General features: G+C 52.8%; 17 protein-coding genes and 1 other annotated feature. Of the genes, 12 read left to right on the forward strand and 5 right to left on the reverse strand.

All coding sequences use genetic code 11. The annotated features are described in order from the left end of the window. Positions 1 to 6: 6 nt before the first annotated feature. Entirely contained in the window at positions 7 to 1,200 is a 1,194-nt protein-coding gene (gene acrA / locus FEM44_RS16855) for a multidrug efflux RND transporter periplasmic adaptor subunit AcrA (protein ID WP_130215483.1), read from the reverse strand. Between the two features lie 141 nt (positions 1,201 to 1,341). Between acrA and acrR the strand changes: the two genes are divergently transcribed. Both acrR and mscK read left to right on the forward strand, forming a co-directional pair. After that, entirely contained in the window at positions 1,342 to 1,995 is a 654-nt protein-coding gene (acrR, locus tag FEM44_RS16860; RefSeq protein WP_130206295.1) for a multidrug efflux transporter transcriptional repressor AcrR, read from the forward strand. 121 nt (positions 1,996 to 2,116) lie between these two features. After that, on the forward strand, positions 2,117 to 5,479 hold the full coding sequence (gene mscK, locus FEM44_RS16865; protein ID WP_135523135.1) for a mechanosensitive channel MscK: 3,363 nt from the start codon (positions 2,117 to 2,119) through the stop codon (positions 5,477 to 5,479). A 204-nt stretch (positions 5,480 to 5,683) separates the two neighbouring features. Here mscK and rsmS read toward each other — a convergent pair whose 3' ends face one another. Next, positions 5,684 to 5,851, reverse strand: a complete 168-nt coding sequence (gene rsmS, locus FEM44_RS16870; protein WP_130206299.1) for a pleiotropic regulatory protein RsmS — start codon at positions 5,849 to 5,851, stop codon at positions 5,684 to 5,686. Positions 5,852 to 5,864: 13 nt separating this feature from the next. After that, the gene (gene priC / locus FEM44_RS16875) at positions 5,865 to 6,392 is read right to left on the reverse strand and encodes a primosomal replication protein N'' (protein ID WP_130206301.1); all 528 of its coding nucleotides are present in this window, start codon (positions 6,390 to 6,392) and stop codon (positions 5,865 to 5,867) included. 69 nt (positions 6,393 to 6,461) lie between these two features. Between priC and FEM44_RS16880 the strand changes: the two genes are divergently transcribed. From FEM44_RS16880 to hemH, 8 genes are all read left to right on the forward strand, one after another. Beyond that, positions 6,462 to 6,830, forward strand: coding sequence for a DUF454 family protein (locus FEM44_RS16880; RefSeq protein WP_064529099.1), 369 nt, complete (start codon positions 6,462 to 6,464; stop codon positions 6,828 to 6,830). A gap of 161 nt (positions 6,831 to 6,991) precedes the next feature. After that, positions 6,992 to 7,543 carry an adenine phosphoribosyltransferase gene (apt, locus tag FEM44_RS16885; protein WP_064529079.1) on the forward strand — a complete coding sequence of 184 codons (552 nt, stop codon included), beginning with the start codon at positions 6,992 to 6,994 and terminating at the stop codon, positions 7,541 to 7,543. A gap of 118 nt (positions 7,544 to 7,661) precedes the next feature. Continuing rightward, the gene (gene dnaX, locus FEM44_RS16890) at positions 7,662 to 9,593 is read left to right on the forward strand and encodes a DNA polymerase III subunit gamma/tau (RefSeq protein ID WP_135523134.1); all 1,932 of its coding nucleotides are present in this window, start codon (positions 7,662 to 7,664) and stop codon (positions 9,591 to 9,593) included. Next, positions 8,926 to 8,990, forward strand: a sequence feature (DnaX frameshifting element). It overlaps the preceding gene by 65 nt. Before the next feature lie 52 nt (positions 9,594 to 9,645). After that, a complete protein-coding gene (locus FEM44_RS16895) occupies positions 9,646 to 9,975 on the forward strand; it encodes a YbaB/EbfC family nucleoid-associated protein (protein WP_001515903.1) in 330 nt (109 codons plus the stop codon). Beyond that, the gene (gene recR / locus FEM44_RS16900; RefSeq protein WP_130206305.1) at positions 9,975 to 10,580 is read left to right on the forward strand and encodes a recombination mediator RecR; all 606 of its coding nucleotides are present in this window, start codon (positions 9,975 to 9,977) and stop codon (positions 10,578 to 10,580) included. The genes FEM44_RS16895 and recR overlap by 1 nt, the downstream gene beginning before the upstream one ends. Before the next feature lie 109 nt (positions 10,581 to 10,689). Then, on the forward strand, positions 10,690 to 12,564 hold the full coding sequence (htpG, locus tag FEM44_RS16905) for a molecular chaperone HtpG (RefSeq protein ID WP_135523133.1): 1,875 nt from the start codon (positions 10,690 to 10,692) through the stop codon (positions 12,562 to 12,564). 218 nt (positions 12,565 to 12,782) lie between these two features. Beyond that, the gene (adk, locus tag FEM44_RS16910) at positions 12,783 to 13,427 is read left to right on the forward strand and encodes an adenylate kinase (RefSeq protein WP_001313630.1); all 645 of its coding nucleotides are present in this window, start codon (positions 12,783 to 12,785) and stop codon (positions 13,425 to 13,427) included. 131 nt (positions 13,428 to 13,558) lie between these two features. Next, positions 13,559 to 14,521 carry a ferrochelatase gene (gene hemH, locus FEM44_RS16915; protein ID WP_130260291.1) on the forward strand — a complete coding sequence of 321 codons (963 nt, stop codon included), beginning with the start codon at positions 13,559 to 13,561 and terminating at the stop codon, positions 14,519 to 14,521. On the opposite strand, the gene aes is transcribed toward hemH, so the two are convergent. Further along, positions 14,518 to 15,477, reverse strand: coding sequence for an acetyl esterase (gene aes, locus FEM44_RS16920; RefSeq protein ID WP_135523132.1), 960 nt, complete (start codon positions 15,475 to 15,477; stop codon positions 14,518 to 14,520). The two genes, hemH and aes, sit on opposite strands and share 4 nt — an antisense overlap. 151 nt (positions 15,478 to 15,628) lie before the next feature. On the opposite strand from aes, the gene gsk reads away from it, so the two are divergent. Both gsk and FEM44_RS16930 read left to right on the forward strand, forming a co-directional pair. Then, positions 15,629 to 16,933 carry an inosine/guanosine kinase gene (gene gsk / locus FEM44_RS16925; protein WP_000671589.1) on the forward strand — a complete coding sequence of 435 codons (1,305 nt, stop codon included), beginning with the start codon at positions 15,629 to 15,631 and terminating at the stop codon, positions 16,931 to 16,933. 94 nt (positions 16,934 to 17,027) lie between these two features. After that, a complete protein-coding gene (locus tag FEM44_RS16930) occupies positions 17,028 to 17,459 on the forward strand; it encodes a hypothetical protein (RefSeq protein ID WP_240726875.1) in 432 nt (143 codons plus the stop codon). A 111-nt stretch (positions 17,460 to 17,570) separates the two neighbouring features. Here the strand turns inward: FEM44_RS16930 and ybaL are convergent, their stop codons facing one another. After that, a complete protein-coding gene (gene ybaL / locus FEM44_RS16935) occupies positions 17,571 to 19,247 on the reverse strand; it encodes a YbaL family putative K(+) efflux transporter (RefSeq protein WP_130215499.1) in 1,677 nt (558 codons plus the stop codon). Positions 19,248 to 19,290 lie beyond the last annotated feature (43 nt).

Here is a 19,290-nt window from a genome sequence, read left to right on the forward strand (position 1 = left end):
TTTAAGTTAAGACTTGGACTGTTCAGGCTGAGCACCGCTTGCGGCTTGCTGGTTATTATCAGCGGTAACTTCTTGTGCTTTTACCTGGACACCAGGACGCACTTTCTGCAGCCCACTTATTACTACGCGGTCGCCTGCTTTCAGACCTTCTGTCACCAGCCACTTATCGCCAATAGCCTGGCTTGCGACGATTGGGCGGGTTTCCACTTTGTCATCCGCGCCAACCACCAGAACGGTAGCCTCACCGCGTGGTGTACGAGTTACACCCTGTTGCGGAACTAAAATGGCGTTAGGATTAAGCCCTTCTTCCAGACGAGCGCGTACGAACATGCCCGGCAGCAGAGTGTGATCCGGGTTCGGGAAGATAGCGCGTAAAGTGATAGAACCGGTGGTCTGATCGACAGTCACGTCAGAGAATTCCAGCGTACCGTCCTGCGGGAACTTAATGCCGTCACTGGTGATCAGCGAGACTTTGGCCTTGCCGTTCTCTTGCTTCAGCGTGCCATTTGCCAGTTCCTGTTTCAGACGCAGGAAGTCGTTGCTGGACTGGGTAACATCCACATAGATAGGATCAAGTTGCTGCACGGTTGCCAGCGCAGTCGCCTGACCGTTTTGCACCAGGGCGCCTTCCGTCACGTTCGATTTACCAATACGGCCAGTAATCGGAGAGGTGACTTTGGTGTAAGCCAGATTGATCCGCGCGGTTTCAACAGCCGCTTTTGCCGCAGTGACAGCCGCATTTGCCTGTTGCGCATCAGCCAGCGCCTGATCGTACTCTTGCTTACTGATGTACTGAGTACCCAGCAGTTTCTGGTAACGATTAACAGTCAGTTGCGCGATATTGGCTGCCGCCTGCGCTTTCGCCAGATCGCCTTTTGCACTGTCGTACGCCGCCTGGTAGGTAGCAGGATCAATCTGATAAAGAGAGACACCTGCTTCGATGTCGCTACCCTCTTTGAAATTACGCTTCAGGATAATCCCGCTAACTTGAGGACGAACTTCTGCGATCCGGTAAGCACTGGTGCGGCCCGGAAGCTCGGTTGTGATCTGCAGAGGTTCAGTTTTGACTGTTACTACCCCAACGGCGGGCATCTGCTGGCCACCTTGTTGGGCCTGTTTGTCGTCACATCCTGTAAGCGCTAAGCTGCCTGAGAGCATCAGAACGATCGCCAGAGGCGTAAACCCTCTGTTTTTGTTCATATGTAAACCTCGAGTGTCCGATTTCAAATTGGTCAATGGTCAAAAGTCGATAAACCCATTGCTGCGTTTATATTATCGTCGTGCTATGGTACATACATTCATAAATGTATGTAAATCTAACGCCTGTAAATTCACTAACATATGGCACGAAAAACCAAACAAGAAGCGCAAGAAACGCGTCAACACATCCTCGATGTGGCGCTACGTCTTTTCTCACAGCAGGGGGTATCATCCACCTCACTGGGAGAGATTGCAAAAGCGGCAGGCGTTACGCGCGGTGCAATCTACTGGCATTTTAAAGACAAGTCGGATTTGTTCAGTGAGATCTGGGAGCTGTCAGAGTCCAATATTGGTGAACTAGAGCTTGAGTATCAGGCAAAATTCCCTGACGATCCACTCTCAGTTTTAAGAGAAATACTAATTCATGTGCTTGAATCGACGGTGACAGAAGAACGGCGTCGATTATTGATGGAGATTATTTTCCACAAATGCGAGTTTGTCGGAGAAATGGCGGTTGTCCAACAGGCACAACGAAATCTCTGTCTGGAAAGTTATGAACGTATAGAGCAAACGTTAAGGCATTGTATTGAAAAGAAATTATTACCAACCAATTTAATGACGCGCCGTGCGGCGATAATTATGCGCGGTTATATTTCCGGCCTGATGGAAAACTGGCTGTTTGCACCGCAATCTTTTGATCTAAAAAAAGAAGCCCGCGATTACGTAGCCATCTTGTTGGAAATGTATCTTCTTTGCCCGACCCTTCGTACTCCCGCCGCCAACGAAAAATCCTGAATTAGACTCCAGGATTTATCCTGGACATTTTCGCTGTTGCTATTCTGGCTCTCTACACCGTGATATTCTAGCCACCCGACTAGTTCAGGTCGTTCTTCAGGTTCAGAAACCTTCATTCATCATGACTATGTTCCAGTATTACAAACGATCACGGCATTTTGTTTTTTCAGCATTTATTGCTTTTGTTCTTGTCTTGTTATGCCAGAACACGGCGTTTGCGCGGGCGTCATCGAATGGTGATCTACCGACGAAAGCAGACCTGCAGGCACAACTTGACTCACTTAATAAACAAAAAGATCTTTCTGCCCAGGACAAGCTGGTGCAGCAAGATATTACTGACACATTAGCCACCCTCGAGAAAATCGATCGCGTAAAAGACGAAACGGTGCAATTACGGCAAAAAGTTGCCGAAGCGCCAGAGAAAATGCGTCAAGCGACCGCAGCGTTAACTGCGCTCAACGATGTGGATAACGACGAAGAAACCCGCAAAATTCTGAGTACGCTATCGTTGCGCCAGTTGGAGTTACGCGTCTCCCAGGCGCTGGATGATTTGCAGAATGCACAAAATGATCTGGCTTCTTATAACAGCCAGTTAGTTTCGTTACAGACGCAGCCTGAACGCGTGCAAAATGCGATGTATACCGCCTCGCAGCAATTGCAACAAATTCGTAGCCGCCTGGATGGAACCGAGGTCGGCGAAGCCGCCTTACGTCCCAGCCAGAAAGTGTTAATGCAGGCACAGCAGGCTTTGCTGAATGCCGAGATTGACCAACAGCGTAAAAGCCTGGAAGGGAACACTGTCTTACAGGACACTCTGCAAAAACAGCGTGATTACGTGACGGCGAACAGTGCGCGACTTGAGCATCAGCTACAACTGTTGCAGGAGGCAGTGAACAGCAAGCGCCTGACATTAACCGAAAAAACGGCGCAGGAAGCCGTTACTCCGGATGAAGCTGCGCGTATTCAGGCTAATCCGCTGGTGAAGCAGGAGCTGGAAATAAACCAGCAATTAAGCCAGCGTCTGATTACCGCTACCGAAAACGGTAATGTCCTGATGCAGCAAAACATCAAAGTCAAAAACTGGCTGGAGCGGGCGCTGCAATCGGAACGTAACATCAAAGAGCAGATTTCTGTCCTGAAAGGTAGTCTGCTGCTTTCACGCATTCTTTATCAGCAACAACAAACGCTGCCCTCGGCGGATGAACTGGAAAATATGACCAACCGCATCGCGGACTTGCGTCTCGAACAGTTTGAAGTCAACCAGCAACGTGACGCGCTGTTCCAGAGCGATGCGTTCGTCAGCAAGCTGGAAGAAGGTCACGCCAACGAAGTCAACAGCGAAGTTCACGATGCGTTATTGCAAGTGGTTGATATGCGTCGCGAACTGTTGGATCAGCTTAACAAACAGTTGGGTAACCAGCTGATGATGGCCATTAACCTGCAAATCAACCAGCAGCAGTTAATGAGCGTATCGAAAAACCTGAAATCCATCCTGACTCAGCAAATTTTTTGGGTGAACAGTAACCGTCCGATGGACTGGGACTGGATCAAAGCGTTCCCGCAAACCCTGAAAGATGAGTTTAAATCGATGAAAATTACGGTGAACTGGGAAAAAGCCTGGCCCGCCGTATTCATCGCTTTCCTTGCCGGTTTGCCGCTGCTGTTGATTGCCGGGCTGATTCACTGGCGTTTAGGCTGGCTGAAAGCATATCAACAAAAACTGGCTTCGGCGGTAGGTTCCCTGCGTAACGATAGCCAGCTCAATACGCCAAAAGCGATTCTTATTGACCTGATCCGCGCACTGCCGGTGTGCCTGATTATTCTCGCTGTCGGCCTGATTTTGCTGACTATGCAGCTCAATATCAGCGAGTTATTGTGGTCGTTCAGCAAAAAACTGGCGATTTTCTGGCTGGTGTTTGGCCTGTGCTGGAAAGTGCTGGAGAAAAACGGTGTTGCCGTGCGTCACTTTGGTATGCCGGAACAGCAGACCAGCCACTGGCGTCGGCAAATTGTTCGCATCAGCCTCGCGTTGCTACCGATCCATTTCTGGTCTGTGGTGGCAGAACTCTCCCCGCTGCATCTGATGGATGATGTGCTGGGGCAGGCGATGATTTTCTTCAACCTGCTGCTGATTGCCTTCCTGGTGTGGCCGATGTGCCGCGAAAGCTGGCGTGATAAAGAGTCGCACACCATGCGACTGGTCACCATTACCGTGCTGTCGATTATCCCGATTGCGCTGATGGTGCTGACTGCAACGGGCTATTTCTACACCACGCTGCGCCTCTCCGGGCGTTGGATTGAAACCGTTTATCTGGTGATCATCTGGAACTTGCTCTACCAGACGGTGTTGCGCGGCTTAAGTGTAGCGGCGCGACGTATCGCCTGGCGTCGTGCGCTGGCGCGTCGACAGAATCTGGTGAAAGAGGGCGCAGAAGGTGCCGAACCGCCGGAAGAACCCACCATTGCACTGGAGCAGGTTAACCAGCAGACGCTGCGTATTACCATGTTGCTGATGTTTGCGCTGTTCGGTGTCATGTTCTGGGCAATTTGGTCCGATTTGATCACCGTGTTCAGCTATCTCGACAGCATCACGCTCTGGCATTACAACGGCAATGAAGCTGGCGCTGCGGTGGTTAAAAACGTCACCATGGGCAGTCTGTTGTTTGCGATTATCGCCTCAATGGTGGCCTGGGCGTTGATTCGCAACCTGCCTGGTTTGCTGGAAGTGCTGGTGCTGTCGCGCCTGAACATGCGCCAGGGGGCATCGTATGCCATCACCACTATCCTTAACTACATCATCATTGCCGTTGGTGCGATGACGGTGTTCGGATCGCTGGGCGTCTCGTGGGATAAACTCCAGTGGCTGGCAGCAGCATTATCCGTAGGTCTTGGTTTTGGCTTACAGGAGATCTTCGGTAACTTCGTCTCCGGTTTGATCATCCTGTTCGAACGTCCGGTGCGCATTGGCGATACGGTAACCATTGGTACCTACTCTGGGACGGTCAGTAAGATCCGTATTCGTGCGACAACGATTACCGATTTCGATCGCAAAGAAGTGATCATCCCGAACAAAGCGTTTGTTACCGAGCGTCTGATCAACTGGTCGTTAACTGACACCACCACGCGTCTGGTGATCCGCCTGGGCGTGGCCTATGGCTCCGATCTGGAAAAAGTCCGCAGAGTTCTGCTCCAGGCAGCGACTGAGCATCCAAGGGTGATGCACGAGCCAATGCCAGAAGTCTTCTTTACTGCATTTGGCGCCAGCACGCTGGATCACGAACTGCGCTTGTATGTTCGTGAACTGCGCGACCGTAGCCGTACTGTCGATGAACTGAACCGTACCATCGATCAGCTGTGCCGTGAAAACGACATCAACATTGCCTTTAACCAACTTGAAGTGCATCTGCATAACGAGAAGGGCGATGAAGTGACGGAAGTGAAACGTGACTACAAAGGTGACGATCCGACGCCTGCGGTAGGATAATAACGAAAGGGGCGGCATTTAGTTGCCCCCGAGATTGCTGACAAAGTGCGCGTTGTTCATGCCGGATGCGGCGTGACCGCCTTATCCGGCCTACGAAACCGCGAAAATTCAATATATTGCAGGAGCGGTATAGGCCTGATAAGCGTAGTGCATCAGGCAGTTTTGCGTTTGCCCGCAATCTTAGCGGACATTTAGCGGCCCCATTTATTTATCACTTTGCGCCTCATCATCGCGCGTTAATTTCTTTTCATAATCACGCTTTACAATATCCAGCGCGCGCAGCACGGTACTGGCAGGGATTTGATTTTCTTCCAGCAGCACAATTAAATCGACGGCCAGTTTGACATCGTCAGGGGCATTTTCCAGTGACATACTTTCTCCATTGTTAGCGGGTTAAACGCGCTAGCCTGTTTTCGATTTTTTCCAACGCATGACGGCAACGCGCCAGGCGCGCTTCATAGGCTTCCACTTCACGATGTAGCGTCTGCTGTTCCACGAGATCGGTCGCCCGCACCAGACGGGCTTTACGCTCGGCAACCATTTCACGTAGCCGTCGTTCAAACTCCTGATGCTGAATACGTTTACGCTGCCAGCGGGCAATTTTTGGTGGTGCGCTATCCCACTCGCGTAGCGACCAGGCTGCGGCTTCACGCGCGATGGCTTCCAGTTGTGCCGCCAGATGTTCTGCCAGCCAGGCGACTTGCGGCAGTTGCTGTTGCTCAACAGCATGGCGAAGCGCGGACAAATTATCTCCCGCTTCTTCCAGGTACGCCTGTAACGTTGTCGCACGGGTCTGAAAAAGGTGCCTGTCGAAACGGGCGCTTAACGTGGCGAACTGCGCCACCGGGGCACAACGCTGGCGCAGCGTGGCGAGCTGACCTTCCAGTTTTTCCAGCAGCAGGGCAGTTTTCACGATAAGACCTCAATGAAAATGATAATTGTTATGCTAAAGTAGCCACTCTGTATGCTGACTACACATAATATGCAACGAATCATTTTAATCATCATTGGCTGGCTGGCGGTAGTGTTGGGTACGCTGGGCGTGGTATTACCGGTATTGCCGACGACGCCATTTATCCTACTGGCCGCCTGGTGCTTTGCCCGTTCATCGCCGCGCTTCCACGCCTGGTTGCTGTACCGCTCATGGTTTGGCAGCTATTTACGCTTCTGGCAGAAATATCATGCGATGCCGCGCGGTGCAAAGCCTCGGGCGATATTCATTATTTTACTGACTTTTGCGATTTCACTTTGGTTCGTACATATGACGTGGGTGCGGATTCTGTTATTGGTGATCCTCGGCTGTTTGCTGATTTTTATGTGGCGAATCCCGGTGATTGATGAAAAGCAATAAAAACGGCAAAGCACAACAATCGCTGTTGCAATTATCGCCCACAGCCAGTACATTCTGGCGTTTTCGAGCACAGGCGCAGGCGGTCAAAGGTTAAACAACTGTTACTTTTGACTCGTTTAAAACGCGCCGTGAGTACCACCGTAACAAGCAGGCATACACTTATGACCGCGACTGCACAGCAGCTTGAGTATCTCAAAAATAGCATCAAAAGCATTCAGGACTACCCGAAACCCGGCATTCTTTTCCGCGATGTCACCAGCTTACTGGAAGACCCGAAAGCTTACGCTCTCAGCATCGATCTACTGGTTGAGCGTTACAAAAATGCGGGCATTACCAAAGTTGTCGGCACTGAAGCTCGTGGCTTCTTGTTCGGCGCTCCGGTAGCATTGGGTCTGGGCGTTGGTTTTGTGCCGGTACGTAAACCAGGCAAACTGCCGCGCGAAACTATCAACGAATCTTACGAACTGGAATACGGCACCGATAAGCTGGAAATCCACGTTGATGCCATTAAACCTGGCGACAAAGTGCTGGTGGTTGATGATTTGCTGGCAACAGGCGGCACCATTGAAGCGACGGTTAAACTGATCCGCCGTTTAGGTGGTGAAGTTACTGACGCTGCGTTCATCATTAATCTGTTCGATCTTGGCGGCGAACAGCGCCTCGAAAAGCAGGGCATTACCTGTTATAGCCTTGTCCCGTTCCCGGGCCATTAATTTTCGCCAGCCCATGCCATGGGCAGCACAAGTTGTACATTCAGCCTCGCCGTTCTGACGGGGCTGTGTTAGCATTACCCCTTCGTGAATCCACCTTCCAGCGTTTCAGAGCCTGCCAATGAGTTATCAGGTCTTAGCCCGAAAATGGCGCCCACAAACCTTTGCTGACGTCGTCGGCCAGGAACATGTGCTGACCGCACTGGCGAACGGCTTGTCGTTAGGGCGTATTCATCATGCTTATCTTTTTTCCGGCACCCGTGGCGTCGGAAAAACCTCTATCGCCCGACTGCTGGCGAAGGGACTAAACTGCGAAACCGGCATTACCGCGACGCCGTGCGGCGTATGCGATAACTGCCGTGAAATCGAGCAGGGGCGCTTTGTCGATTTGATTGAAATCGACGCCGCCTCGCGCACTAAAGTTGAAGATACCCGCGACCTGCTGGATAACGTTCAGTACGCTCCGGCGCGTGGTCGTTTTAAAGTCTATCTGATCGACGAAGTGCATATGCTGTCGCGTCACAGCTTTAACGCACTGTTAAAAACCCTTGAAGAGCCGCCAGAGCACGTCAAGTTCCTGCTGGCGACGACCGATCCGCAGAAATTGCCGGTGACGATTTTGTCACGCTGTCTGCAATTCCATCTCAAGGCGCTGGATGTCGAGCAAATTCGCCATCAGCTTGAGCACATCCTCAACGAAGAACATATCGCTCACGAGCCACGTGCGTTGCAACTGCTGGCGCGCGCCGCTGAAGGCAGCCTGCGAGACGCCTTAAGTCTGACCGACCAGGCAATTGCCAGCGGTGACGGCCAGGTTTCAACCCAGGCGGTCAGTGCGATGCTGGGTACGCTTGACGACGATCAAGCGCTGTCGCTGGTTGAAGCGATGGTCGAGGCCAACGGCGAGCGCGTAATGGCGCTGATTAATGAAGCCGCTGCCCGTGGTATCGAGTGGGAAGCGTTGTTGGTGGAAATGCTCGGCCTGTTGCACCGCATTGCGATGGTACAACTTTCGCCTGCCGCGCTGGGCAACGACATGGCCGCCATCGAGTTGCGGATGCGTGAACTTGCGCGCACCATACCGCCGACGGATATTCAGCTTTACTATCAGACGTTGTTGATTGGTCGCAAAGAATTACCGTATGCGCCGGACCGTCGTATGGGCGTTGAAATGACGCTATTGCGCGCGTTGGCGTTCCATCCGCGTATGCCGCTGCCTGAACCGGAAGCGCCGCGTCAGTCCTTTGCACCCGTCGCGCCAACGGCAGTAATGACGCCAACCCAAGTGCCGCCGCAACCGCAACCAGCGCAGCAGCAGGCACCGACTGTACCGCTCTCAGAAACCACCAGCCAGGTGCTGGCGGCGCGTCAGCAACTGCAGCGCGCTCAGGGAGCAACCAAAGCAAAAAAGAGTGAACCGGCAGCCGCTACCCGCGCGCGGCCGGTGAATAACGCTGCGCTGGAAAGACTGGCTTCGGTCACCGATCGCGTTCAGTCGCGTCCGGTGCCATCGGCGCTGGAAAAAGCGCCAGCTAAAAAAGAAGCGTATCGCTGGAAGGCTACCACTCCAGTGATGCAGCAAAAAGAAGTGGTCGCCACGCCGAAGGCGCTGAAAAAAGCGCTGGAACATGAAAAAACGCCGGAACTGGCTGCGAAGCTGGCGGCAGAAGCCATTGAGCGCGACCCGTGGGCGGCACAGGTGAGCCAACTATCGCTACCCAAACTGGTCGAACAGGTGGCGTTAAATGCCTGGAAAGAGGAGAGCGACAACGCAGTATGCCTGCATTTGCGCTCCTCTCAGCGGCATTTGAATAACCGCGGCGCACAACAAAAACTGGCTGAAGCGTTGAGCACGTTAAAAGGTTCAACGGTTGAACTGACTATCGTTGAAGATGATAATCCCGCGGTGCGCACGCCGCTGGAGTGGCGTCAGGCGATATACGAAGAAAAACTTGCGCAGGCGCGCGAGTCCATTATTGCGGATAATAATATTCAGACCCTGCGTCGATTCTTTGATGCGGAGCTGGATGAAGAAAGTATCCGCCCCATTTGATCGTAAGCACAGCTTACGATCGTCATCCTTAACGTGATTGAGAGAGAAACCTATGTTTGGTAAAGGCGGTCTGGGCAACCTGATGAAGCAAGCCCAGCAGATGCAAGAAAAAATGCAGCAGATGCAGGAAGAAATCGCGAAGCTGGAAGTGACCGGCGAATCCGGTGCTGGTCTGGTGAAAGTGACCATCAATGGCGCTCACAACTGCCGTCGTGTAGAGATCGACCCTAGCCTGCTGGAAGACGACAAAGAGATGCTGGAAGATTTGGTCGCTGCGGCATTCAACGACGCAGCGCGTCGCATCGAAGAAACCCAGAAAGAAAAAATGGCTTCTGTTTCCTCCGGAATGCAGCTGCCGCCAGGCTTTAAGATGCCGTTCTGATGCAAACCAGCCCGCTGTTAACACAGCTTATGGAAGCACTGCGCTGTCTGCCGGGCGTTGGCCCGAAGTCGGCGCAGCGTATGGCGTTCACGCTGCTTCAGCGCGATCGTAGCGGCGGGATGCGTCTGGCGCAGGCGCTCACCCGGGCGATGTCGGAAATCGGCCACTGCGCCGATTGTCGGACCTTCACTGAACAGGAAGTCTGTAACATCTGTTCGAATCCGCGTCGTCAGGAAAACGGTCAAATCTGCGTGGTGGAGAGTCCGGCGGACATCTACGCCATTGAGCAGACAGGGCAGTTTTCCGGTCGTTATTTTGTGTTGATGGGGCATCTGTCACCGCTGGACGGCATTGGCCCGGATGATATCGGACTTGATCGCCTGGAACAGCGTCTGGCGGCAGAAAAAATCACTGAAGTGATCCTCGCCACCAACCCGACGGTCGAAGGTGAAGCCACCGCTAACTACATTGCCGAGCTTTGCGCGCAATATGACGTGGAAGCCAGCCGTATTGCTCATGGCGTACCGGTTGGCGGCGAGCTGGAAATGGTCGACGGCACCACGTTGTCGCATTCCCTTGCCGGGCGTCATAAGATTCGTTTTTAAGCAAACGAGAGCAGGATCACCTGCTCTCGCTTGAAATTATCCTTCCTTGTCCCCATTTACCCCTCATCCTGTTTTTAACCTTAAAATGGCATTATTGAGGTAGACCTACATGAAAGGACAAGAAACTCGTGGTTTTCAGTCAGAAGTGAAACAGCTTCTGCACCTGATGATCCATTCTCTCTATTCCAATAAAGAAATCTTCCTGCGTGAGCTTATCTCTAACGCCTCCGATGCGGCGGACAAGCTGCGTTTCCGCGCGCTCTCTAACCCGGATCTGTACGAAGGTGACGGCGAACTGCGCGTTCGTATTTCTTTCGATAAAGACAAGCGCACGCTGACCATTTCCGATAACGGCGTGGGGATGACCCGCGACGAAGTGATTGACCATCTGGGTACTATCGCTAAATCTGGCACCAAATCATTCCTTGAATCCCTGGGGTCTGACCAGGCGAAAGACAGCCAGCTGATCGGTCAGTTCGGTGTTGGTTTCTACTCCGCGTTTATCGTGGCTGATAAAGTGACCGTGCGTACTCGTGCGGCGGGTGAAAAACCAGAAAACGGCGTGTTCTGGGAATCGGCTGGTGAAGGTGAATACACCGTTGCCGACATCACCAAAGAAGATCGTGGTACTGAAATCACCCTGCATCTGCGTGAAGGCGAAGACGAGTTCCTCGATGACTGGCGCGTGCGTTCCATCATCAGCAAATACTCCGACCATATCGCGCTGCCGGTAGAGATCGAAAAACGCGAAGAGAAAGACGGCGAAACCGTTATCTCCTGGGAGAAAATCAACAAAGCGCAGGCGCTGTGGACCCGTAACAAGTCGGAAATCACCGACGAAGAGTACAAAGAGTTCTACAAACATATCGCACACGACTTTAACGATCCGCTGACCTGGAGCCACAACCGTGTCGAAGGTAAGCAGGAATACACCAGCCTGCTGTACATCCCATCGCAGGCGCCGTGGGATATGTGGAACCGCGATCATAAGCACGGCCTGAAACTGTACGTCCAGCGTGTGTTCATCATGGACGACGCAGAACAGTTCATGCCGAACTATCTGCGCTTCGTGCGTGGTCTGATTGACTCCAGCGATCTGCCGCTGAACGTTTCCCGTGAAATCCTCCAGGACAGCACCGTAACCCGCAATCTGCGCAATGCGCTGACCAAGCGTGTGCTGCAAATGCTGGAAAAACTGGCGAAAGACGACGCAGAAAAATACCAGACCTTCTGGCAACAGTTTGGCCTGGTACTGAAAGAAGGTCCGGCGGAAGATTTCGCTAACCAGGAAGCGATCGCCAAACTGCTGCGTTTTGCTTCTACCCATACCGACTCTTCTGCGCAGACCGTGTCTCTGGAAGACTACGTATCCCGCATGAAAGAAGGGCAGGAGAAAATCTACTACATCACTGCAGACAGCTATGCGGCAGCGAAGAGCAGCCCGCACCTGGAACTGCTGCGTAAGAAAGGCATCGAAGTTCTGCTGCTTTCTGACCGCATCGATGAGTGGATGATGAACTATCTGACTGAGTTCGATGGCAAGCCGTTCCAGTCTGTGTCTAAAGTTGACGAGTCGCTGGAAAAACTGGCTGACGAAGTTGATGAGAGCGCGAAAGAAGCGGAGAAAGCACTGACTCCGTTCATCGACCGCGTGAAAGCACTGCTTGGCGAGCGCGTGAAAGATGTCCGTCTGACCCACCGTCTGACCGATACCCCAGCGATCGTTTCTACTGACGCGGACGAAATGAGCACCCAGATGGCGAAACTGTTCGCCGCAGCGGGCCAGAAAGTGCCAGAAGTGAAATACATCTTCGAACTGAACCCGGATCACGTACTGGTGAAACGTGCTGCAGATACTGAAGATGAAGCCAAGTTCAGCGAGTGGGTAGAACTGCTGCTGGATCAGGCGCTGCTGGCAGAACGCGGTACGCTGGAAGATCCGAACCTGTTTATTCGTCGTATGAACCAGTTACTGGTTTCCTGATGTAATGCCGGATGAATTTTATCCGGCATACAGCTGAATGTGGTGCCGGATGACCTTCGTGTCATCCGGCATTTTTCTTTTCATCCTCTGCACTTTCCGCAAATTATCTCACCATTAACCGTTTCAGCCCCGGGCGCCTTTCTTGAGGCAATCGCCTGATGGTGGTATCGTTTATCGCTTTTTCAAAAAATTCGACACATTTTAAGGGGATTTTCGCAATGCGTATCATTCTGCTTGGCGCTCCGGGCGCGGGGAAAGGGACTCAGGCTCAGTTCATCATGGAGAAATATGGTATTCCGCAAATCTCCACTGGCGATATGCTGCGTGCCGCAGTCAAATCTGGCTCCGAGCTGGGTAAACAAGCTAAAGACATTATGGACGCTGGCAAACTGGTCACCGACGAACTGGTGATCGCGCTGGTTAAAGAGCGCATTGCTCAGGAAGACTGCCGTAACGGTTTCCTGCTTGACGGCTTCCCGCGTACCATTCCGCAGGCAGACGCGATGAAAGAAGCGGGCATCAACGTTGACTACGTTCTGGAATTCGACGTTCCGGACGAACTGATCGTTGACCGTATCGTCGGTCGCCGCGTTCACGCGCCGTCTGGTCGTGTATATCACGTTAAATTCAATCCGCCGAAAGTAGAAGGCAAAGACGACGTTACCGGTGAAGAACTGACTACCCGTAAAGACGATCAGGAAGAGACCGTACGTAAACGTCTGGTTGAATACCATCAGATGACTGCACCGCTGATCGGCTACTACTCCAAAGAAGCTGAAGCGGGTAACACCAAATACGCGAAAGTTGACGGCACCAAACCGGTTGCTGAAGTTCGCGCAGCTCTGGAAAAAATCCTCGGCTAATCAAGTTGCAGCAGATCTGCTTTCGGGCAGGTCTGCGTATCCTCCTCAGGTTAGACCTCTCACAGCAATTAGTTCTTCTTCCTCACTTTTCCGCTACAATTATCAACAAGTTGAATCGATAAGAGGCGGTAATGCGTCAGACTAAAACCGGTATCCTGCTGGCAAACCTGGGGACGCCCGATGCCCCCACTCCTGAAGCGGTAAAACGTTACCTGAAACAATTTTTAAGCGACAGACGCGTGGTTGATACCTCACGACTGTTGTGGTGGCCGTTGCTGCGTGGTGTGATTTTGCCGCTGCGCTCACCGCGCGTGGCGAAGCTGTACGCCTCGGTCTGGATGGAAGACGGCTCGCCGCTGATGGTTTACAGCCGCCAGCAACAGCAGGCGCTGGCACAACGTTTACCGGATACGCCAGTGGCGCTGGGCATGAGCTACGGCTCGCCATCACTGGAAAGCGCCGTAGATGAACTACTGGCAGAACATGTTGATCATATTGTGGTGCTGCCGCTCTATCCGCAATACTCCTGTTCTACGGTTGGCGCTGTGTGGGATGAACTTGCACGCATTCTGGCGCGCAAGCGTAGCATTCCGGGGATTTCGTTTATTCGTGATTACGCCGATAACCACGATTACATTAATGCGCTGGCAAATAGCGTGCGGGCCTCTTTCGAAAAACATGGCGAGCCGGATCTGCTGCTGCTCTCTTATCATGGCATTCCTCAGCGTTACGCGGATGAAGGTGATGATTACCCGCAGCGTTGCCGCACAACGACTCGTGAACTGGCTTCCGCACTGGGGATGGCACCGGAAAAAGTGATGATGACCTTTCAGTCGCGCTTTGGTCGGGAACCCTGGCTGATGCCTTATACCGACGAAACGTTGAAAATGCTCGGAGAAAAAGGTGTCGGTCATATTCAGGTGGTGTGTCCGGGCTTTGCTGCGGATTGTCTGGAGACGCTGGAAGAGATTGCCGAGCAAAACCGTGAAGTCTTCCTCGGCGCTGGCGGGAAAAAATACGAATATATTCCGGCGCTTAATGCCACACCGGAACATATCGAAATGATGGCTAATCTTGTTGCAGCCTATCGCTAAAGCTGAGCGGTAAAGAACTGAGCACCGTCGCGAAGAGCATCGTCGGCGGTTTTCATCATCCGTGAATAATGCAAAAAGGCGTGCAGCGTACCTGGGTAGAGTTTGAAATCACAGGGCTGCTGATGCGCCGCTAACGTCTGGTAAAGTAGGCGACTGTCATCCAGCAGCGGATCGAACTCCGCTCCGGCGATATAACAGGGCGGCACATTTCGAGTGAGATCATTATTAAACAGGCAGTAATACGGCGACTCGCGATCTGCTTCGCTGCCTAAGTATGCCTCTTCATACATCTGCAAATCCTGTTGCGTTAAGCCATCCCAGCCACCGCCCAGCAGGCGACGAGTCACGGAATCCCGTAACCCATAAAGTCCATACCACAGCAAAACGCCCACAACCTTACCGCAATCGATCTGCTTATCACGTAACCACAAAGCACTGGCGAGCGCCAGCATTGCGCCAGCGGAATCACCGGCAAAGCCAATACGTGACATATTAATTTGATAATCGCTCGCCTGCTGGTGGAAGTGACAACAGGCAGCCACAATTTCCTCTATCGCTTGCGGAAAACGCGCTTCAGGCGAAAGGGTGTAATCAATACCAATCACCGTACACTGGGTGTACTTTGCCAGAAGTCGCATGATGCGATCGTGAGTATCGAGATTGCCGAGAATAAAACCGCCGCCATGCAGATAAAACAACGTCGCCGGGCTATCCGGGTTCGGACAAAATAGCCGTGCTTTCACCTGGCCATATTTTGTCGGAACTGCGTAATCCCTGGTTTCCATTTCTGGAGCGCCCGCATTCCAGAATCGCCGTTCGAGCGTGTAATGCTGACGCTGCTCGGCAAGTGTTCCTTCTGCGGGCCAGGGCGGTAAATCAGGCTGAAGTGTATTAACAACGGCCCTCATTTCGGCAGAAATCAGTTCCAGTGCGGGTAATTTGTTTTCCATCTTCATAGAAAAACTCCTTTCAAATTACGCCATTGTAAGGAAGCTCTGCCATGATAATGCGATCCCGTCTGCTGATATTGAAACTGCCTGCGTCTCGCGCGTTCAGGCATGATTGTGTTAACATTCGCCGCTCAGTTAACCACCCGTAAAAACAACCATGAAATTTCCCGGCAAACGTAAATCCAAACATTACTTCCCCGTAAATGCACGCGATCCGCTGTTGCAGCAAATCCAACCAGAAAACGAAACCAGCGCAGCCTGGGTGGTAGGTATCGACCAGACGCTGGTGGATATTGAAGCCAAAGTGGAAGACGATTTTATTGAACGTTATGGATTAAGCGCCGGGCATTCGCTGGTCATTGAAGATGATGTTGCTGAAGCACTTTATCAGGAACTGAAACAGAAAAACCTGATTACTCATCAGTTTGCAGGTGGCACTATTGGCAATACCATGCACAACTATTCTGTACTGGCAGACGACCGTTCGGTGCTGCTGGGCGTGATGTGCAGCAATATTGAAATTGGCAGCTACGCCTATCGTTACTTGTGTAATACATCCAGTCGTACCGATCTTAACTATTTGCAGGGCGTGGATGGTCCGATTGGTCGTTGCTTTACGCTGATTGGCGAGTCTGGCGAACGTACCTTTGCTATCAGTCCTGGCCACATGAACCAGCTACGGGCAGAAAGCATTCCGGAAGATGTGATTGCCGGAGCGTCGGCGCTGGTATTAACGTCCTATCTGGTGCGTTGTAAACCGGGTGAGCCGATGCCGGAAGCGACCATGAAAGCCATTGAGTACGCGAAGAAATATAACGTGCCGGTGGTGCTGACGCTGGGGACCAAGTTTGTCATTGCCGAGAATCCGCAATGGTGGCAGCAATTCCTCAAAGAACACGTTTCCATCCTTGCGATGAACGAAGAAGAAGCCGAAGCGTTGACCGGAGAGAGCGATCCGCTGCTGGCATCTGATAAGGCGCTGGACTGGGTTGATCTGGTGCTGTGCACCGCCGGGCCAATCGGCTTGTATATGGCGGGCTTTACGGAAGACGAAGCGAAACGCAAAACCCAGCATCCGCTGCTGCCGGGCGCTATCGCGGAATTTAACCAGTATGAGTTTAGCCGCGCCATGCGCCACAAGGATTGCCAGAACCCGCTGCGTGTTTATTCGCACATTGCGCCGTACATGGGCGGCCCAGAAAAAATCATGAACACCAACGGTGCCGGAGACGGTGCGCTGGCAGCGTTGTTGCATGACATTACCGCCAATAGCTATCACCGCACTAACGTGCCAAATTCCAGCAAGCATAAATTCACCTGGTTGACGTATTCGTCATTAGCGCAGGTGTGTAAATATGCTAACCGCGTCAGTTATCAGGTGCTTAACCAGCATTCACCTCGCTTAACGCGCGGGCTGCCGGAGCGTGAAGACAGCCTGGAAGAATCTTACTGGGATCGTTAAGTTATCGGATGTAACCAAATTGCATCCGGCAATGCGATCTATCCAAACAGGGCAATCCCGGCGTCTTTTTTTACTTCTGACAAGGATGCATAGGATGAAGACGGTTTGGTATCTGCAACATACGCATTTTGGCGATATGAAAGGTATCGGCATTTACACCCGTTATGAACTGGCCTTGCAGGCCAAAAAAGACGTGGAAAATAAGCCTGGGTTTGTGGATTACCCGGAAAATTTTCAGTTTATTGAATGCATCCTTAACCAGGACCTTTGGGGAGATTTTCCCGTTACACAGGCAGACGATCCCGTCGGGGCGATGGTTTACAGCTTGTGGCATATCCGTGATGATGAGGCTGATGATTACGTCTTCCTCGGCATTTATACCACTGCCGAACTGGCAGAGCAGGCCCGGGAACGGCCTGCCGCTATTTTCAGGAAGATGCTGCAAATATTCGGCCAGATAAAGGGCAGCTTGATCGTACCTGGTGGGAAGAGGGCTTCATTTCATGGGACCAGGCCTCGGAATTGATTGCCCCCAACGCGGGGTAAGCGTCCGGCATTTTGCGCTCGATGCCTGATGCGACGCTGGCTGCGTCTTATCAGGCCTACATATCCGCGCCTATTATCCGGCAATCACCGTTTACCCCGTCACCACTTCACCCGCCGGTGGCGTTTCCAGCAGTTCCAGCATAGTTCGGGCAATTTCACGCTCGCCCATCACTACCTGATTCGCGCCACGTTCGGTGATATATGCCACCTCGTCGTCATAATGGGCGCGGGCGATAATCTCAATATCCGGGTTTTTCGCGCGAGCAGACGCCACTATCTCGCCTGCTTCGTAACCGTTGGGAATCGTCAGGATCAGCCATTTTGCACATTCCAGATGCGCCAGTTGCATGATCTCTTCGTTAGCCGCGTTGCCTAATACCGCCCGGACTCCGCGCTCACGCAGTTCGTCGACGCGAGTACGTGACGTCTCAATCACCACTAAAGGAATATCAGACGCGAGCAATTTCTCCCCCAGCAGGCTGCCCACACGACCATACCCCACCAGCAGCGCATGGTTGCAGATATCCACCGGAATCTGCTTCTCTTCTTCGATAGCTTCCTCCAGCGTCTGCTCTTCCAGCGTTTCGGTTTTCGCCAGGTATTTCTCCAGCAGCGCGAACAGCACCGGGTTGAGCATAATCGACAAAATCGCCCCCGCCAGCACCAGGTTTTGCCCGGCCTGCGGCAGCAGATTCAACGCCATCCCCAGACCTGCCAGAATAAAGGCGAACTCACCAATCTGCGCCAGGCTGGCGGCGATGGTCAACGCCGTACGCTGGGAGTGGCCAAACAACCTGACGAGGAAAAGCGCCGCGACCGATTTACCAAACAGAATAATCGCCAGCGTAGCCAGCACCGCCAACGGCTGCTGAATCAGGATTAACGGATCAAACAACATGCCGACAGAGACAAAGAACAGCACCGCAAACGCATCGCGCAACGGCAGCGTATCATGCGCCGCGCGGTGGCTAAGTTCGGACTCATTCAGCACCATCCCGGCAAAGAACGCGCCGAGTGCAAAGGAGACGTCAAACAGCTCCACCGCGCCAAAAGCAATCCCTAACGCCAGCGCCAGCACCGACAAGGTAAACAGCTCGCGCGAACCCGTTGCCGCGCTACGTGCCATAATCCACGGCACCAGACGGCGACCTACCAACATCATAATGGCAATAAACGCGACAACTTTGCCGATGGTGATACTCATATCCAGCGCCAGCGTCGCAAAGCCCACATCGCCCTGTTCCAGCATTCCGGCTACCGCTGGCAGCAACACCAGCGTCAGGACCATCACCAGGTCTTCCACAATCAGCCAGCCAATGGCGATTTGCCCGCGCTGGCTGTCTATCAACTGCCGTTCTTCAAGCGCGCGCAGCAGCACCACGGTACTGGCGGTGGAAAGACACAGGCCGAACACGATACCGGTCATCAACGACCAGCCCAGCACGGCGGAGAGCGCCATACCCAGCAACGTCGCCACGGCTATCTGGGCAATCGCGCCGGGAATGGCGATGGACTTTACCGCCATCAAATCCTTGAGCGAAAAATGCAAACCGACGCCGAACATCAGCAAAATAACGCCCAGCTCCGCCAGTTCCGGTGCCAGTTTGGTATCGGCAACAAACCCTGGAGTAAAGGGGCCAGCCAGCACGCCCGCTAACAGATATCCCACCAGAGGAGAAATACGCAGTTTATTGGCCAGCATGCCGAGGATAAAGGCAAGCACAAGGCCGCCAACAATTGTGGTGATAAGCGGGGTGGCGTGATGCATTCCGTCTCCTTTTCCTGGTGGTGGTTGTCCATATTTTGGCCGG

Source organism: Escherichia sp. E4742 (genome assembly GCF_005843885.1).
GTDB lineage: Bacteria > Pseudomonadota > Gammaproteobacteria > Enterobacterales > Enterobacteriaceae > Escherichia.

Excerpts from the sequence above, each read along its gene's own strand:
- FEM44_RS16895 (WP_001515903.1), top strand. The coding sequence starts at position 9,646 with ATGTTTGGTAAAGGCGGTCTGGGCAACCTGATGAAGCAAGCCCAGCAG.
- hemH (WP_130260291.1), top strand. The coding sequence starts at position 13,559 with ATGCGTCAGACTAAAACCGGTATCCTGCTGGCAAACCTGGGGACGCCC.
- FEM44_RS16930 (WP_240726875.1), top strand. The coding sequence starts at position 17,028 with ATGAAGACGGTTTGGTATCTGCAACATACGCATTTTGGCGATATGAAA.
- recR (WP_130206305.1), top strand. The coding sequence starts at position 9,975 with ATGCAAACCAGCCCGCTGTTAACACAGCTTATGGAAGCACTGCGCTGT.
- adk (WP_001313630.1), top strand. The coding sequence starts at position 12,783 with ATGCGTATCATTCTGCTTGGCGCTCCGGGCGCGGGGAAAGGGACTCAG.
- acrA (WP_130215483.1), bottom strand. The coding sequence starts at position 1,200 with ATGAACAAAAACAGAGGGTTTACGCCTCTGGCGATCGTTCTGATGCTC.
- htpG (WP_135523133.1), top strand. The coding sequence starts at position 10,690 with ATGAAAGGACAAGAAACTCGTGGTTTTCAGTCAGAAGTGAAACAGCTT.
- ybaL (WP_130215499.1), bottom strand. The coding sequence starts at position 19,247 with ATGCATCACGCCACCCCGCTTATCACCACAATTGTTGGCGGCCTTGTG.
- rsmS (WP_130206299.1), bottom strand. The coding sequence starts at position 5,851 with ATGTCACTGGAAAATGCCCCTGACGATGTCAAACTGGCCGTCGATTTA.
- dnaX (WP_135523134.1), top strand. The coding sequence starts at position 7,662 with ATGAGTTATCAGGTCTTAGCCCGAAAATGGCGCCCACAAACCTTTGCT.
- mscK (WP_135523135.1), top strand. The coding sequence starts at position 2,117 with ATGACTATGTTCCAGTATTACAAACGATCACGGCATTTTGTTTTTTCA.
- gsk (WP_000671589.1), top strand. The coding sequence starts at position 15,629 with ATGAAATTTCCCGGCAAACGTAAATCCAAACATTACTTCCCCGTAAAT.
- aes (WP_135523132.1), bottom strand. The coding sequence starts at position 15,477 with ATGAAGATGGAAAACAAATTACCCGCACTGGAACTGATTTCTGCCGAA.
- FEM44_RS16880 (WP_064529099.1), top strand. The coding sequence starts at position 6,462 with ATGCAACGAATCATTTTAATCATCATTGGCTGGCTGGCGGTAGTGTTG.
- apt (WP_064529079.1), top strand. The coding sequence starts at position 6,992 with ATGACCGCGACTGCACAGCAGCTTGAGTATCTCAAAAATAGCATCAAA.
- acrR (WP_130206295.1), top strand. The coding sequence starts at position 1,342 with ATGGCACGAAAAACCAAACAAGAAGCGCAAGAAACGCGTCAACACATC.